Genomic DNA, 15,999 nt, shown 5'->3' with positions numbered 1-15,999 from the left:
TCTCCCGCTGAATTAGGAGGCAAGAAAACTCGAAATTTCCTCTTTTATCACCTTGAAAGGGTTATTTATTGGTCATTGTGGCCATTTAAGAGAAAAAAATTATTTACCAAATAAAAATCTTGCAGGAATTACGATTTAGAGACTATAGCAATTCTAAATAAGTTGTCATATTTTATCGTAGGGTTTTGGTCTCAAAAGCAAAGCAAATAAGGGATTTAGAAACCAAACGCCTACAGTTTTTTTCTGACAAATCATTTGCGATTAGTATAATACAAATTACTATAAAAATACTTATAAAGTTTTACGTTAATATAATTATTTTTATTGACAGATAATTTTGAGATTAAATTTATAAGTCATATCTCCAAAAAACAATTTTATTTGAGATAGCGATCTCTAGCATTTTTCCATTTTTTTCAAAATTTACTCGTTCTTCCTTCCTGTTACCAAGGATATAGAGACCTTGTATACAAAGTCCCTACCTTATACAACATACAACAAACATTTGTCACACTTGGTATAAAAGATTTTAATTTTATCAATTTCCTAAAATAATGGTTAACAAACGCAAATCACTTCCACCCTCTCTCACAATTAAATTAGGAAAATGGGTTTGGACAACCCTATGGCAAATAATGATGTCAAAACTTGCTCCTAGAAATAATTCAGGAGAATACATTCGTCCAGCTAGTCTCTTTAGAGAAACAGTAAATACACAAACAGAAAATAAATATCAACCAGCTAGTAAACGCTACCGTCTATTTGTTGGACTAGGCTGTCCTTGGGCACACCGAACTCTTGTTGTTCGAGCGCTGAAAGGTTTGGAAGATGTTATATCAATAACTATTGCTTCTCCAGCAGGGGATAAGGGTATTTGGGTATTTGAAGATGAACAAGAAGGATGCGGTACTTTACCAGAACTATATAAGTTAGGACAACCTGGTTATAATGGGCGTGCCACTGTACCTGTATTGTGGGATGAGGAAACAAAAACTATCGTTAATAATGAAAGTGCAGATATTATTGTTATTCTCAATGGTGAATTTAATCAGTTTGCCAAAAATCCAGATATTGACCTTTATCCAGAACAATTAAAAGCCAAAATAGATGAGTGGAATAAAAAGATTTACCACACAGTAAATAATGGAGTTTATCGTTGTGGCTTTGCTCAAAGTCAGGAGGCTTATGAAAAAGCTTGTCGGGAACTATTTAATACTTTAGATGAAATTGACAATACTCTTTCTAAAAGTCGATATCTTTGTGGTGAGTTAGTAACATTAGCAGATGTACGTTTATTTACTACTTTATTCCGTTTTGATGTTGTTTATTATGGATTATTTAAGTGCAACTTACGGAGAATTAAAGATTATAAATATTTGAGTGTTTATCTACAAGATTTATATCAACTTCCAGGAATAGCAGATACTTGTAATTTAGAGGCAGTGAAAAAAGATTATTATGGGAACCTTTTTCCTCTTAACCCTGGTGGAATTATTCCTTTGGGTCCAGATATGGTATCAATTGAGAATTGAGAATTGAGAATTGAGAATTGAGAAGTTAAATTTTGGCCGGGATTAAATTTGACAGTAGCAAAAATATTCTATAGTGACGACTACTGCTATATAAGTGGCTTTTTGAAATTATGCAATTACAAGGATTAATTTTTTTTCACTTAGAAGGTATTTTTCAATAATTAATAATTAATAATTACCTCTCCTTAAAAGAAGAGGATTCAGTAAAATGATTTTTTCCTTAAGAGAAGAGGCTTTAGACCTTAATTATTCGGTAAAATAAATCTAAATAAACACCTCAAATATCTAGTATTTATGGGTTACGGCTACCAGAGAAAATTGTTTAATTTTGTGAGATTATTCCCTCCTAACCCACTCTACATCAAGGCTTAATTTTTTATTTATAGATACCCTTTCAGGGATTTATGTCTAATTGTTGGAAATAGTAAATCTCCCAATTCTCAATTCTCAATTCCCTGACAATATTATTTTTTCTCAAGAGATTTTAACAAGGGTTCCTCTAATTTTTGCCCACTGCCCGCTACTAGCTTACTTAAATATTCCCGTACATATTCTGCTTGTTCATAATTCAATTCATATCTATTACTACCAGTTTCTCGATCAAAAAGAGGTTTTTCTTTTAAATTTTGATAGTCATTATTTTGTTGAGAAACTTCACTTAAGAGCATTATATCTTCTTCAGAAGGGATTAGACCAGGAGGTAATTTACCTCCTAAAATAGTCTGGATTTTTTCTTGGCAAACACGAGTATTTATGCCTCGTTTCTCTAATAATTGAAAAACTTCTTTGGTAGATAAAGGATAATCTGAAAAAACTTGCAATATCTCCCAAAGTAGAAAATAATCATTGTATTGTTGCTGAGGTATATCTACAATTTGTGGATAGAGAGGTAAGATTGCTAAACCATAAGCAACTCGACCAATAGTTAGTTTAATATCTTCTATCTGAGATAAAGAATTATCCGATTCCCAATCATTTTCTTGGCCTAAATCTACATTTTCTGACTCAAACTTTGCATCTTGCACGATAATTGCATTGGGTAATTTTTGACGTAACCAACGAGCGATCGCCTTCCAAGAACCACTACCTCCTGTACAAATAGCGCGGTTAATTCCAACAGGAGATATTCCTACCTTACTTAAAAAACTATTTAACTCCTGATTTAATTGTTTTACAAAAGGCTCCAATACCTTAGTTTCTAAATCTTTTTGTTGTAAATACTTGATATTATCTCCTATATTCAAAGTAAATTCTTTTTCCGATGGCAGAATTACCTTTAAATTACGAGCTGTTACTAATAATTCTTGTCTATAGGATGAACTTTTTAACCACTGCTGTAGTTGATACCTGATTGACAAATCTGGATAACCTGGACGAGGCCATAATTGACCCGATTTTTGCTGATTTTTTTGATTCTTGGCTAAATTCCCCACATCATCATCTTTTAGTAATAGTTGACAAATAATATCTTGATCTAAAGCATGACCTCCATAAGCAAAACTATGACAATGGAAGTGAGAATATGTTAAATTTTGCCCATTTTCCGGTAAATTCACCAAGGCCAATTCTGTTGTACTTGCCCCCACATTCACAATTAAAATTCCACCCCGTCTAAACTCTGAGATGGCATGATTTTCTGTATCTTCTGCTACTGAAGTTAATTCTGATAAAGCTGTAGCGATCGCATCTTCAATCACAACTACTTGATTGACATTTTTGACTAAACCTGCTTTTAAAACTGCCTCCCGAAGATTAAAGCGATAAGCTTCTGGCCAACTTGCGGGAGAACCCATAATTACAGATTTTAATTGTGCCAAAGCTGAGACAAAAGCTTCATCTTCTAATCCCACTGCACGACAAACATAGTCATTGGTAATAACTGCCGTTTGAGTTTCTTTCTCAATCAGAGAAATGGTATTTTCGACATTACCTCGAGGCTGAAGACTCGTTAATAAAGTCACTAACCCCTGTTTAACTAAGCTTAGAGGAATTTGATGTTTTTCAGACCACTGTAAAACAGGTTCGTGGGAAGTTGTAGCAGAAAAATTAGGAGCTAAGAGAAAAGACTCTTCTAGCTTCTCTTGTAATTTTTGCTTTTCAAATTTAATTGAAATGTAAGGGATAGTAACTTTTAAAGTAGGCTTAAAATCGTCTAGTAATAAAGATTTTTCTTCAATAGTTTCATCTCTATCATTATCAGCTTTTTCTAATTTTTGAGCTATGTAAACAATTGATGGTAGCCTATATATTTTCTGAGTAGAATTAAAATCTGTTTTATTTTTTTTTGTTGATAGAGTAAATTCTCGATTAGTCTTAGGAACATCTAATTCTACTTTAGCTCCTACCAGCTCCCAATATATAGGATAAATTTCGCCACTTCTGCGATTTAATAATGCTGCAGAAATACCAGTAGTACCAAAGTCAATTCCTAAATACCATGGTGAAGTTGTTTGATCTGGTCTTATGTCTGGTTCCATTTCTAATGAACTCAATTTTTTTTTTCTAAATTTTGAGAGTCTTCAAGTAGAGTTTCTAGAGCTAAAAATTCCTGATTATCTGTTTCTATTATTTCTTCTTCATCTGTTGTAGGTTTTAAGCTATCTAAAATATTTTCTAGAATTAGTTCATTGTCTGTATTTTCTGCTGAATTGTAGATATTTTCCTGAGTACTTGCCGTTAATTTGTGAGAAATATCATCAATATTCACAAATAAATCCTCTAATTTAGCAACTTCTACTTCTGAAGCAGTAACCAAACTATTCTCTACCAAATTAGGACTATTTTCTTTTGAATCTGTATCTATATTTTCTCCTAATTGTAATTGAGTTTGTCCTGGATCATCTATTAATTCATCTACATCTATTTCCTCTAAACTTTCCAAATCAGAACGCAAATATTCTAGGGTATTACTGTCTAATAATAATTCCTCTGGTTTTTCATCTGGTTTTTGTAAAGGTAAGAGACTTTCACTTATAGGTGCTTGAATATATGTTTCTTCTTCTAATTCATCTGTAAAATCATTTATATTTTCTTGAGTTTCTTGAGTTTCTTGAGTTTCTTGAGTTTCTTGAGTTTCTCTAGAACCAATTAAGTTGTTAGTTTCTACTTCATTAACCTCTAGCTTTCCAAATAGATTACTAAGAGATTCAAGTATTTCTGTATTGTCTAAATTTCCTCTATTTTCCGATCCGTCTAATTTTAATTCTGGAGTTACTTGTACATTATCTTTAATTGAGACCGCTTTATTTTGATACTTTTGTCGTTCTTGATAATTCTCTTCAAAACTAGGAGGTGCTAGTTGATCTGAAATTTCATTTTCCTGCTTGTTACTTTTAAATGTTTCTAAATCTTGCTTTTCATCACTAGATTGATAGTGGAGCCAGGATTCTTGATTATTTAAACTATCTAATTGTATATTTTTTTTTTCTGTTTCTATTTTTTTTGATTCTGGATCTAGTATTTTTACAAACTCATAACCAGGATAAGGCAAGACTGATTTATTTACCGGCTCATTTAATTCATCTATTTCCGGAGATAGGTTTTTCATTTCAATATTTTCAGTCGCAATATTGACTTCTACATAATTTTCTTCAGTTAGATTTTTTTGCTCATTATCATCAATGTTTGAATCATAAACAAATGAGTTTTCAAAGTTAGAAACTTCCTCTAATTTATCCTCTGGAATTTTCATCACCTCTGAGGCTTTAATATCCTTAATAGTCTGTGGATAAATATTTTGGCTAGATTCTAAAGCATTCTGAGTAGGAGCTGGATGCTGAGTTGCTAACTGAGACAAATGTTCTAGTAATGTTTCTTTAACTGGGCCAAGTAAAGCCTGAGAAAACTCAGAAATAATTTGCTCCTGTTTAGCGTATTGTTGAGCTAGGGCATAATTTTCTTGTCTTTGCTGTTCAAGTTGTCTAATTTCTTCTCGTAGAGCTTGTCGTTGTTGTTTAAGTATTGTGAAATCTTCTTGTAGATACTGGTTAATAGGGGTAAAAAACTCTTCTATTTGCTGTGGATGTTGTTTAATATCAAAGTCAATAGTACTTTCTGGAGTTAAAGATGGGTCAAGAGATAGTAACTGTAGATTGGATCTGTTATCTACATCCTGAGTCAGATAATCCAGCATTTCTTGTAGTATTTTGTGGGTTTTTCTCAGTGTTTCTACGAGAATTTCAGGAGAAATTTGGCTGCTAGACTGATTTAGCACCTCATCTATCTCCGTGATTATTGCTTGGATTTTATTATTCTGCTTCTTCAAGAGTACCACCTCTTTTAATCACCTTCAGTAAGAATTATAGAACTTCTAAGAGTCTAATCCGGTCAAATTTCTCCTTTCTTTATCCCTACTAGATCTAGAAATTTGAGATAAATTTAACTATAGGCAGTGAGTTATTTGATTCTTTCTATAGTTAAAGTATTAAGATTTAGGTGACAATAACACGGTATTATTACAGTTATAGCTGAAATTCTATTCCTTATAATCCAAATACTTATCATTTAATATCAGCAGATTTTGTATACCATATATATCATTTATAGTCAAGGTTATTTATAAAATGATAATTATGGTAAACTCCACGGCTGTATTTAGCTAAAAAATGGCCTTTCTCATTGTTTCTAGTTATAGATTTGCGGAGTATTGCTAGTCATACACAGCAATTACTCAAGCAAAAATCTACAATCATCTATTGTGACCCTATGGCTTTCAAATTATTGAAATTAGCCAATTTTCTAGCAAAATATATTGATTTTCATTATTAATTTATAATTTACTACTGGGCTAAATCTCCTGCCCTAATTAATGGAACAGATAACCTCATGGAAGATAGGCACAGTCGCGATCCCCAGTCAAATGTTAAACAATTAATGCTGTCCACCCCATTTTTTGAGGGCTTACCAGAAGAGGCATTAGAAAAAGCAGTAATTCATGTAGTTAGTCGTCAACATCCACCAAATCAGGTAATCTTGTTGGAGAACGATTGGGGAACTTCAGTATACTTTATTTTGGATGGGTGGGTAAAGATTCGCACCTATAATTTAGATGGTAAAGAAGTAACACTAAATATTTTGGGCAAAGGAGAATTATTCGGAGAGATGGCAGCTTTAGATGAAGTGCCTCGGTCCACTGATGTAATTACTTTAGCTCCTACATTAATCGGCAATATGCCAGCTCAGGATTTTGCCCATCTCATTCATACTGAACCCATAGCAGGAATCCGATTAGCCCAATTAATGGCCAGACGTTTACGACAAGTAAATCGAAGACTAAGATTACGAGAAGCAGATGCTCAGGCAAGGGTAGCAGATATTTTGCTGTTTCTAGCAGAAGGCCAAGGTACACATTCCCAAGAAGGAGTAGAAATTCCTAATTTGCCTCACAGAGAACTAAGTAGTTTGAGTGGTTTGGCCAGAGAGACAGTAACTAGAGTTTTAAGTAAGTTAGAGAAAAAGTTATTAATTAAGCGCGATCGCGATACGTTATGTATTCCTGATGTTCACGCTTTGGAACGTACACTTGTTTAATTGAACAAAATAGTTTTGTAAAATGTAAGTCGATTAAAAGTTAGAAACCAAAAATCACCCATCAAGTCTGTGAAAACAACTTCAGATCAAAAACAACCATCAACCCACAGAGAAGATAAACCTTTAATTCTAGTAGAAACAGCTTTTCTGGCCAGTACCGCCAGCTTGATTTGGTTCATCAACTATTATTTTCCGATGGGGCCTTTATTAAAGGTTTTTTTTCCCATACCAATTGCTTTACTTTACTTGCGGTGGGGAAATCGTGCATCTTGGATGGGCGCAACAGTATCAGGATTACTTTTATCTGTGCTTATGGGGCCAACTCGCAGCATTTTATTTGTAATTCCTTTTGCTTTGATGGGAGTAATGTTAGGAGCAGTGTGGAAGCGAGGCGGAAATTGGTTAATTTCTATTAGTTTAGGTTCTATACTTGGCTCTATTGGTTTCTTTTTTCGGCTTTGGTTACTTTCAATTTTGTTGGGGCAAGACCTCTGGATATACTTAACCACACAAGTTACGGAATTAGTAGAATGGGGATTTGTCAAATTAGGATTATTAGCTCAACCAAGTTTGCTATTAATTCAACTGATGGCTTTAATCGTAGTTTTTGTGAATAATATTATCTATTTATTTGTTGTACATTTGGTGGCTTTATTATTACTAGATCGGATCGGAAATTCTATTCCAAGACCTCCTAAATGGGTACAAATTTTGCTGGACTATGATTAGAAGGAAGAAGGAAGAAGGAAGAAGGAAGAAGGAAGGAGGAAAGGGCAAGGAATAAAAAGGAAGGAGGAAGGAGGAGCATATTTTGGGCAAATGATATACAGGGTAAATGGTGAAAATATTGTAGTGCCCCTATCTTGCCCGCTTCGGGGTGTACCTCACGGGCAACCGGAAGCATAGTTATCTCTGTTGTTTTTCCCTTTTTTTTACTATTTACCAAAAAATGAGGTCTAAAGCCTCCCCTTTTAAGAGGATGAACTGAAATGACCCCTTCTTGCTTCTTCCTTCTTCCTTAACTGATAACTGATAACTGATAACTGATAACTGAATAATGATTCGTGTTTATACTCAGGTACAACAGGGAAAAAATTGGCTCCAAAAGTATCAAGGCCACAAACCAATTTTTGCTTGTATTTTAGGATTTACTAATACAGGTCTAATTCCGGGGATTTCGGCAGCAGGAGCAACACCAAAAGACCGCGAATATACCTGTTTAGCAGATGTGGAATTTCTATATAATGGTCTAAAACCAAAACCCCAATATCCATTACCTCCCCTGGATGCCGGCGCTTCCCCAGTTTTAATTACAAAAGCAATTATTGATGCTCTGAATATCCCTCTTCATTTATTTAATGCTGGCTTAATTCATCAACCAACTGTACCAACAATTGATTTGGGAGGCACTCCTGCTCGTTGTTTAACTTCTGGTCATGCTTTAGATATCGCAACAGTTAAAAATTTATTGGAAGCAGGTGGTTATTGGGGTGAGAAGTTAGCTGATGAAACAAAAGATAGCTATTTAATTTTGGGAGAATGTGTAGTTGGAGGAACAACTACTGCTTTAGCCGTTTTATTAGGTTTGGGTATTGCTGCTATTGGTAAGGTAAATAGCAGTCATCCTGAATGTAATCATGGTCAAAAATTGGCTGTAGTACGTCAGGGTTTGCAGGTTGCTGGTTTTAATTTGGCACTTCCAGTCTCACAACCTCTAAAACTAATCGCTGCAGTGGGAGATCCGATGCAAATAGTAGTAGCAGGAATGGCAATGACAGCAAGTCTTAAGGTTGGGGTAATGTTAGCTGGTGGAACGCAAATGCTCGCTGTTTATGCTTTGATGCAAGCATTGGCAGCAAAATTTTCTTTGCCTTGGAGACCTGAGAATATTGTGGTGGGAACAACTCGTTGGGTTGCTGAAGATCCAACTGGAGATACTATTGGGTTAGCAAGAGAAATTGGTTGTGTACCTTTGATAGCCACACAACTTAGTTTTGCTGAGTCTTGTTATCCTCAGTTTCAGGCTTATGAAAGGGGATATGTTAAGGAAGGAGTTGGTTGTGGGGGCTGTGCGATCGCTGCTCATTTATATAGAAATTGGAATCAAACTCAATTACTGAAAGCTGTTGAAGATTTGTTTGCGCCTTTTATATTTCTTGAATAAAATATTTCCAATATTAATATAATATTCATCTACATATATTCTTTGGATGTTTGAAGATTGAGGGTTAAGGGTATTTTTTTAAATCTATTTAGGAATAAGGATTTTATTATCTACAGAAGTTAAATTGCCTAAACTTCATATCATTTGAGTTATTTACAAAAAAATTCTGGACTTTATTTAGTTCTCATTCCTTAACATTCAGAATATATCACGCTGATTGAGCGCAAAAGTCATTTGTAACCCTCTTTATATACCCTATCTGTAATCTCTAAGATTTAATTCTTTTTGAGAGTAATTGTTCTTCTAAAGCAGCAATTCGATTATAAGCTGCTGTTAACTGAGCTGTTAGCCTTTGAATTTGAATTTCTGATGTTAATTCTCCATCAATATTTTGACTATTCTTATTCAAATGATTATCATCTACTAGCACATCCTTGTGTTCTAACTCTGGATCAAAATAGTTATATCTTTGTTTAAGTTCAAGTGCTTGCTGCAGATTAGAGTCAGTTTCTGTACCTTGGTATATATTTGCTTTCTCAACAATTATGTAATTTGACACTTTGTCATTGAGTTGCTCAATAATGATGTGTATTGCTTCAACTTTTTTACTTAAAGCAATAATTTGTTCTTGCAATAGTTCCATATATTTCTTCAGTACCAGAAAATTAAATTTACATTATTCAATCTTAATCAACATCTAGACATATTGGTTATTATTTCTAATTTCTTAATTTTATAATAAGAATTGATTTCTAAAAAAAATATTAAATCTTCAGATTGCTGAATATTATGTCAAACTCAAAAAACAAAAGGTATTTTCTACGGTTGTAGTGGAAATTAGTGCTGTAAAATTTCTTTTAAATAACTTGATTAACACTGAAAAACTCTGAGACAATTCTGAGTATATATGTAAAATTTTGTAAATAAAACCACCAAATACTTTGATAGCAAAGTAATTAAGTAATTACCGTTATTTTTATATTTATTAACACAGGGCTATTTATATATCCAAAGACTTATCAGAAAGATAAACCAATATTTTTGTTGATAAATCATCATCAAATTGACCATTAAATAAGTTATTTTTTAGATACTATACCCAGGGACAATACATGATAGTGGTTAGCTATTTTATACAAGTTTTTATACTTTTGACTGGGAAGGAATATTGATACCAGTGTTTGATGCTAGATCAATGACAGTTGGCAAAGCAACTCCAAAGCATTTTCCGCACATTGTCAATCCCACAGTTACTCCTGACCAAAAAATAAGGTCAAATCAATTCAAAATTAAAAATTATTAATTCAAAGTTATAATCTCTGCTTGAAGTCAGAGGCTTGGGCATTGCTGAGTGACTGGATAAATATAATTGGGGTGGGCATCCTGTCCGCCCGCCTAAAAATATAAGGAACGGGCAAGATGCCCCCAAAGACAAAACTCTTAAAATCCCAAGTGCATTTATGCAACGCCGAGGCTTGAAATAAGGAAAATATTTTTTACTTTTTCGTTCTGGATGAAGTAAGGAGGCTTGAATCTTTAATTAAACAATTATTGAAATTAAGGAACGAACCAAAATTTTTGAACTTTGAATTCCAAAAATGGTCAATAGCCTTGACTTTGAAGGAGATAAAAAAATAAACTTCAGGATTTTCTGGCCTCTAGCTTCAACGGTCGATACTGTTAACTTAGTTCCAACCCAGGAGGCTAACTGATAACTTATAACTGATAACTGAATAACTGATAACTGAAATGACAGTAGAGATTCTCTTATTGCCTTTAGGCTTTCAATTTACTTCTCCTGGCCCAATTATTTTTCAATTGGGGCCTTTGGCAATTCGTTGGTATGGACTGTTAATTGCAACTGCAGTATTAATCGGAGTTACCCTTTCTCAATACTTAGCCAAACTTCGTCATGTTAACCCTGATTTATTGGGCGATTTAGTGGTTTGGTTAGTATTGGCTGCGATTCCTGGAGCGCGTTTATACTATGTTTTATTTGAGTGGGAAGAGTATCAACAAAATCCTATAGATATGATTGCCATTTGGAAAGGAGGAATTGCCATTCATGGAGCAATTATTGGTGGGGCGATCGCTGCTTTGATTTTTTCCAGACTCAATAAGATCTCCTTCTGGCAGTTGGCAGATTTAGTCGCTCCTTCTTTAATTTTAGGACAAGCCATAGGGCGGTGGGGTAATTTTTTCAATTCTGAGGCTTTTGGCAGTCCTACTGATTTACCTTGGAAGTTGTATATTCCGCCAGAAAATCGTCCGCCGGAATTAGTAAATTTTGATTATTTTCATCCCACTTTTTTATATGAGTCTTTATGGAACTTGATGGTATTTGGATTATTAATATTTCTTTTTTTTAGGGGGTTGCGAGGTAAACCTCAACTTAAAATTGGCACTTTATCTCTAGTTTATATGGCTGCTTATAGTAGTGGACGAATTTGGATTGAGGGATTACGGACTGATAGTTTAATGTTAGGGCCATTACGGATTGCCCAATTTGTTAGTTTAACTGGTATTTTGTTGGGGTTAGCGGGTTTAGCATGGCTATATTTGTTGAAGCGATCTTTGCCAGATGTTTTCCCCCCAGAAGTCAAAGAAACAAATTAAACTCATAGACTCTGAAAAATGAAAAAAGCTCTAGGCATAAAGTCTAGAGCTAAACCAGGGTGCATCTACCATTCTATTTATCTGAACATAGATACTCATATCCGGAAACAAAAAAAAGTCAAAAGTCAAAAGTAAGAAAAAAAGAATTTCAGCAAAGAAAATGTTTAAGAGTTTGTAAGTTTATAGACAAATATCTATCTATAAAACTCAAATTCACTTTTGGATGAGTAAATTTTACCTTGCATGCAACACTACACTACTACAAATTTTTTGATTAATTAGAAATGAACAATACTGAAAGTCTTACACCAGCAGTTTACATTGTAGGAGCAGGTCCGGGAGACCCAGACTTATTAACGGTGAAGGCTGAAAAAATCTTAGCTACAGCAAATGTAATTCTATATGCAGATTCTTTGGTACCCAAGCAAATGTTACGGAATGTGCGTCCTGATACTGAGGTTATCAGAACGGCTAATAAAACTTTAGAAGAAATTTTACCTCTAATGATTGACCGAGTGAGAAAAGGTCTTTCTGTGGTGCGTCTTCATTCTGGAGACCCTAGTTTGTATGGGGCGGTTTATGAACAAATGCAACTTTTGGGCGAAGCGGGAATTGATTTTGAAATTGTACCGGGAATTAGTGCATTTCAGGATGCAGCAGCTAAGTTAAAGGTGGAGTTAACTGTGCCTGGGTTGGTACAGACGATTATTTTGACGAGAATTAGTGGGAAGGCAACAGGAGTTCCTTCACGAGAAGAGTTGGGTAGTTTAGCAGCTCATGGGGCAAGTTTATGTTTATATTTGAGCGCTCGTCATGTCTGGGAAGCACAGGAAAAGTTGATGGAACATTATTCGGCTCAGATACCTGTGGCAATATGTTATCGGTTGGGATGGCCTGATGAGGAAATTTGGGTTGTACCTTTGGAGAAAATGGCTGTTGTAACTGAGGAAAAAGAGTTAGTTAGAACAACACTTTATGTGATTAGTCCTGCTTTGGAGAAGGTGGAAAAAGTAGGACGTTCTGGTCTTTATAATCCCCAACATAGTCATTTATTCAGAAGTCAGAATTTAGGAGGCAAGAAAGGAGAAGAGTAGAGATGATTTTTATAATTAAAATATTTTAATTTTCTACTCCTTCCAAAATACCTACTAAAACTTTACCTAAATCTTTTAGATCATCTGGTATTTTAAATAAATTAATATCTTGTGTAATTTGTTTATCGGTTTTATTTAATTTACCAAAACGCCACACATCTCGCATTGTTACTGCGCCATATAAAATATTATTTTCTTCAACTTCAGCTAATGCAATTAACTCTACCGCTAACTGAGTAAATCCTCTAGTTAAATCGTCATTTTTTGCTTCAATAACTAATAAATTATTTGTAGAACCTAATAAATAATCTAAACTACCTTTTAACCAATCGTTGACTTTTAAAGGGTATTCAATTCTTAACTGACAATGACAATAATGAACAATTTCTAATAAAATTGGAGAAACTAAAATTTCTCGTCTAGCAGTTTCATTACTTAAATTCACAAAAGGTAAAATATCCTCTAGTTTATTCTGTATATCCGATAAATTCTCTAATGCTTTTGTTGTCTTTGGCAAAGATAAACGAGATTTAACTAATGAGTAATTTAACTCTGCTAGAATTTCATCAGCTTCATAAGGTAACTCAAAATAAGACCGAAAAGTATAAGATTTACCCTCCTGTAGTATTTTTATTTTAGGCATCATGATACTCCATTAATATTGATTCTTATATAATAGTAAAGAAGCAGTGATAATTATGAGGATAAGTCCTCAAAGAGAAACTTATGTCTAATAAACTATTGGAAATTGAACAAGCAATTAATTCTTTATCTTTAGATGAACAAAAATGGCTACTTGACCGTTTAACTGAAAAAATCAAGCAAAAGTCTACTCAAATACTTGCAGAATGTAACAGAGAAAATCAGATTGAACTAATGGGAAATGATCCAGATATCCAAAGAGAAATAGCTTTAATTGACCAAGAATTTCTAATTACTGAAATGGATGGAATTGATTAATTATGACTATTCAAAGAGGAGGCATTTATTGTGTAAATCTTAATCCTGTAAAAGGTAGAGAACAATCTGGTGCTAGACCTGTTCTAGTTTTATCTATTGATACTATTAATAAGTTACCATTAGTTGTAACGGTAGTTGTAGGAACAAAAAGCGAAAATATTCAACGGGATTTTCCAACTAATGTTAGAGTTTCATCCGATGAAAGTGGATTATCTTCAGAGACAGTCTTTCTTTGTTTTCAAATTCGTTCTTTAGATGCAAGTAGGTTTTCTGAACAACCAGTAGGAAAATTATCTGATAATAAGATGAAAGAAATTGAAACAGCAGTACGCTATTGTTTAGGACTATAAATAAAGTGGAATTGCAATCCCTAATTCTACTACCCAGAAGTTAAAATTCAAAAGCTAAAAGTAATAAAATATCAAATGAGAAGCTACAGTCAATTAGCCGATCTAGGAGCACTTTTACTAGAAATTGAAGATGAGAATATTCGTGCCTATGCAGGTGAAGCTATTGCTTCTTATTCTGCTGGAGCTTATCGTTCTGCTATTGTTTCAATTTGGATTGCTATTGTATATGATTTGTACCGAAAATTTCGGATTCTTTCTGAAACTTATCACGATAAAGCAGCCAAACAAAATATAAAAGAAATAGATAACAAAAGAAAGAATAAAGATGCAAGTTGGGAAAGAGAAATTTTAAAATATGCTTGTGAGAAAGTGAAAATGATTACTAATTTAGAGTATGAACATTTAGATAGAGTTCAAAAAGATAGACATCGTTGTGCCCATCCTGTTTTAGATTCTGAAGGACTACTATTTCAACCAACTCCTGAATTAGCTCGGACACATATTAGAAGCGCAATAGAAGTTTTACTTAGTCAACCTCCTATTATTGGAAAAGCTTTAGAGGAAGCTTTAAAAAGAGATGTGGAAGGTCAATATTTTCCTGACGATCTAGAGGGAGTTAGAAATTTCTTAAGTGGTAGACATTTCTTAGTAGGTTCCGAAAAATATTTGGTTAATCTTATTAAGCTTTCTCTTAAAAAAGTTCTCTGCCCAGATACTCCTTCTAATGAGTCGAGGATAACAAAAAATTATCTATTGGTTATAGAGTGCTTAGTGAAAGATTACAGAAATGTTTTTGAATCTTTAGAAAGAAAAAGACTTAGTGATATTCTAGGTAAAACTGATGATAATAGGTTACAAAACTTAGCACTTCTATTTAATATAGATAATAAATTTTGGGATGACTGTCCTGAAAATGTAAAAGAAAAGTTTAAGTGTCTCCTGAAAGAAGAAAAAGCTGATTTAATATTTTATAGAATTTTTGTGGTTCATTTATTACCAGACATTAAAAAAGACATTATAACTACTTATAAAAATATTTATCAATTTAGCGATAAAAATTATTCAATTTTTATTAGAGGATTAAAGAGAGCAAAAGCTAACAGAAAAGAAAGTGCTATTTTGGCCAAGGAAATAGTTCAGCTTAATATGAATATATTTACTAATTCTAATTCTTTTAAGTCTGGCAGAGAAAATGCAGAAAGACATATTAGACCTATTGTTCCAATAATGACAGATGAGGATATTAAATATTTGCTTGAGCAAACAGTAACAAATAACCAGCTTATAGACTGTATATTTATACTGAAAGAGTTATTTCAAGAAACTATAAATACTTATCCTGATACTTTGCCTCTTTGGAAAAATTTCTATGAATCAATATCAACAATATATAAAAATCAAAATGCTTGGTCTGGAAAAGAAGAATTAAAAGAAATGATTGATAATTTTCCAGAGTCAAAACAGTTAAAAACAGAACCTTTTTAGAAAGCAGAGAGCGATTTAGAAATATCTAACTACTTAATAGGATTTTATAAATAAATTTTGATATATTCCCCAGGTGCTTACGTCTAGGGATTCTTAATTTGAAAAATGATTATTGGTTTTGCACTGTTTAAGTTTCCGAAGTATAAGCAAAAATTCCTATTGCGTATATCACAATAAAAGTTTCCGACCCTCACAGGCGAAATTTATCTTGAGTAAAAATTCCTATTGCGTATATCACAATAAAAGTTTCCGACCCTCACAGGCGAAAT

Annotated in this window: 13 protein-coding genes; 9 read left to right on the top strand and 4 right to left on the bottom strand. The window is 33.4% G+C overall.

Features of this window, described 5'->3' with window-relative positions:
- The first annotated feature begins 554 nt into the window (after positions 1–554).
- Positions 555–1,532, top strand: a complete 978-nt coding sequence (locus ACP6PL_RS25030; RefSeq protein ID WP_426548043.1) for a glutathione S-transferase family protein — start codon at positions 555–557, stop codon at positions 1,530–1,532.
- Positions 1,533–1,996: 464 nt separating this feature from the next.
- On the opposite strand, the gene ACP6PL_RS25025 is transcribed toward ACP6PL_RS25030, so the two are convergent.
- Both ACP6PL_RS25025 and ACP6PL_RS25020 read right to left on the bottom strand, forming a co-directional pair.
- Positions 1,997–4,024 (bottom strand): hypothetical protein, encoded by a 2,028-nt coding sequence (locus ACP6PL_RS25025; protein WP_426548042.1) that lies wholly within the window; start codon positions 4,022–4,024, stop codon positions 1,997–1,999.
- The gene (locus ACP6PL_RS25020) at positions 4,021–5,796 is read right to left on the bottom strand and encodes a hypothetical protein (RefSeq protein ID WP_426548041.1); all 1,776 of its coding nucleotides are present in this window, start codon (positions 5,794–5,796) and stop codon (positions 4,021–4,023) included. The genes ACP6PL_RS25025 and ACP6PL_RS25020 overlap by 4 nt, the downstream gene beginning before the upstream one ends.
- A gap of 560 nt (positions 5,797–6,356) precedes the next feature.
- On the opposite strand from ACP6PL_RS25020, the gene ACP6PL_RS25015 reads away from it, so the two are divergent.
- The 3 genes from ACP6PL_RS25015 to cobT all read left to right on the top strand — a co-directional run bounded on the left by ACP6PL_RS25015 (position 6,357) and on the right by cobT (position 9,225).
- On the top strand, positions 6,357–7,061 hold the full coding sequence (locus ACP6PL_RS25015; RefSeq protein ID WP_426548040.1) for a Crp/Fnr family transcriptional regulator: 705 nt from the start codon (positions 6,357–6,359) through the stop codon (positions 7,059–7,061).
- A gap of 69 nt (positions 7,062–7,130) precedes the next feature.
- Positions 7,131–7,790 carry a DUF2232 domain-containing protein gene (locus tag ACP6PL_RS25010; protein WP_426548039.1) on the top strand — a complete coding sequence of 220 codons (660 nt, stop codon included), beginning with the start codon at positions 7,131–7,133 and terminating at the stop codon, positions 7,788–7,790.
- 328 nt (positions 7,791–8,118) lie between these two features.
- Complete coding sequence (gene cobT, locus ACP6PL_RS25005) at positions 8,119–9,225, top strand: nicotinate mononucleotide-dependent phosphoribosyltransferase CobT (protein ID WP_426548038.1); 1,107 nt, start codon at positions 8,119–8,121, stop codon at positions 9,223–9,225.
- 268 nt (positions 9,226–9,493) lie between these two features.
- Here cobT and ACP6PL_RS25000 read toward each other — a convergent pair whose 3' ends face one another.
- The gene (locus ACP6PL_RS25000; RefSeq protein ID WP_426548037.1) at positions 9,494–9,868 is read right to left on the bottom strand and encodes a hypothetical protein; all 375 of its coding nucleotides are present in this window, start codon (positions 9,866–9,868) and stop codon (positions 9,494–9,496) included.
- Between the two features lie 1,106 nt (positions 9,869–10,974).
- Here ACP6PL_RS25000 and lgt point away from each other — a divergent pair.
- Both lgt and cobM read left to right on the top strand, forming a co-directional pair.
- Complete coding sequence (gene lgt, locus ACP6PL_RS24995) at positions 10,975–11,841, top strand: prolipoprotein diacylglyceryl transferase (RefSeq protein WP_426548036.1); 867 nt, start codon at positions 10,975–10,977, stop codon at positions 11,839–11,841.
- 284 nt (positions 11,842–12,125) lie between these two features.
- Positions 12,126–12,935: a precorrin-4 C(11)-methyltransferase gene (cobM, locus tag ACP6PL_RS24990; protein WP_426548035.1), complete on the top strand. Its 810-nt coding sequence runs from the start codon at positions 12,126–12,128 to the stop codon at positions 12,933–12,935.
- 25 nt (positions 12,936–12,960) lie between these two features.
- Here the strand turns inward: cobM and ACP6PL_RS24985 are convergent, their stop codons facing one another.
- Positions 12,961–13,581, bottom strand: a complete 621-nt coding sequence (locus tag ACP6PL_RS24985) for a hypothetical protein (RefSeq protein WP_426548034.1) — start codon at positions 13,579–13,581, stop codon at positions 12,961–12,963.
- A gap of 80 nt (positions 13,582–13,661) precedes the next feature.
- On the opposite strand from ACP6PL_RS24985, the gene ACP6PL_RS24980 reads away from it, so the two are divergent.
- The 3 genes from ACP6PL_RS24980 to ACP6PL_RS24970 all read left to right on the top strand — a co-directional run bounded on the left by ACP6PL_RS24980 (position 13,662) and on the right by ACP6PL_RS24970 (position 15,730).
- Positions 13,662–13,895: a hypothetical protein gene (locus ACP6PL_RS24980; RefSeq protein ID WP_426548033.1), complete on the top strand. Its 234-nt coding sequence runs from the start codon at positions 13,662–13,664 to the stop codon at positions 13,893–13,895.
- 2 nt (positions 13,896–13,897) lie between these two features.
- Complete coding sequence (locus ACP6PL_RS24975) at positions 13,898–14,245, top strand: type II toxin-antitoxin system PemK/MazF family toxin (protein ID WP_426548032.1); 348 nt, start codon at positions 13,898–13,900, stop codon at positions 14,243–14,245.
- Positions 14,246–14,320: 75 nt separating this feature from the next.
- A complete protein-coding gene (locus tag ACP6PL_RS24970; protein ID WP_426548031.1) occupies positions 14,321–15,730 on the top strand; it encodes a hypothetical protein in 1,410 nt (469 codons plus the stop codon).
- The last annotated feature ends 269 nt before the right edge of the window (positions 15,731–15,999 follow it).

Origin of the sequence: Dapis purpurea BLCC-M126 (assembly GCF_050015975.1) — a bacterium.
Taxonomy (GTDB): domain Bacteria; phylum Cyanobacteriota; class Cyanobacteriia; order Cyanobacteriales; family Microcoleaceae; genus Trichodesmium.
Note: the sequence above shows the minus strand (reverse complement) of the source record. Positions and strands in the feature narration are given on the sequence as shown.

Excerpts from the sequence above, each read along its gene's own strand:
- ACP6PL_RS25030 (WP_426548043.1), top strand. The coding sequence starts at position 555 with ATGGTTAACAAACGCAAATCACTTCCACCCTCTCTCACAATTAAATTA.
- ACP6PL_RS25015 (WP_426548040.1), top strand. The coding sequence starts at position 6,357 with ATGGAAGATAGGCACAGTCGCGATCCCCAGTCAAATGTTAAACAATTA.
- cobT (WP_426548038.1), top strand. The coding sequence starts at position 8,119 with ATGATTCGTGTTTATACTCAGGTACAACAGGGAAAAAATTGGCTCCAA.
- ACP6PL_RS25000 (WP_426548037.1), bottom strand. The coding sequence starts at position 9,868 with ATGGAACTATTGCAAGAACAAATTATTGCTTTAAGTAAAAAAGTTGAA.
- lgt (WP_426548036.1), top strand. The coding sequence starts at position 10,975 with ATGACAGTAGAGATTCTCTTATTGCCTTTAGGCTTTCAATTTACTTCT.
- cobM (WP_426548035.1), top strand. The coding sequence starts at position 12,126 with ATGAACAATACTGAAAGTCTTACACCAGCAGTTTACATTGTAGGAGCA.
- ACP6PL_RS24985 (WP_426548034.1), bottom strand. The coding sequence starts at position 13,581 with ATGATGCCTAAAATAAAAATACTACAGGAGGGTAAATCTTATACTTTT.
- ACP6PL_RS24980 (WP_426548033.1), top strand. The coding sequence starts at position 13,662 with ATGTCTAATAAACTATTGGAAATTGAACAAGCAATTAATTCTTTATCT.
- ACP6PL_RS24975 (WP_426548032.1), top strand. The coding sequence starts at position 13,898 with ATGACTATTCAAAGAGGAGGCATTTATTGTGTAAATCTTAATCCTGTA.
- ACP6PL_RS24970 (WP_426548031.1), top strand. The coding sequence starts at position 14,321 with ATGAGAAGCTACAGTCAATTAGCCGATCTAGGAGCACTTTTACTAGAA.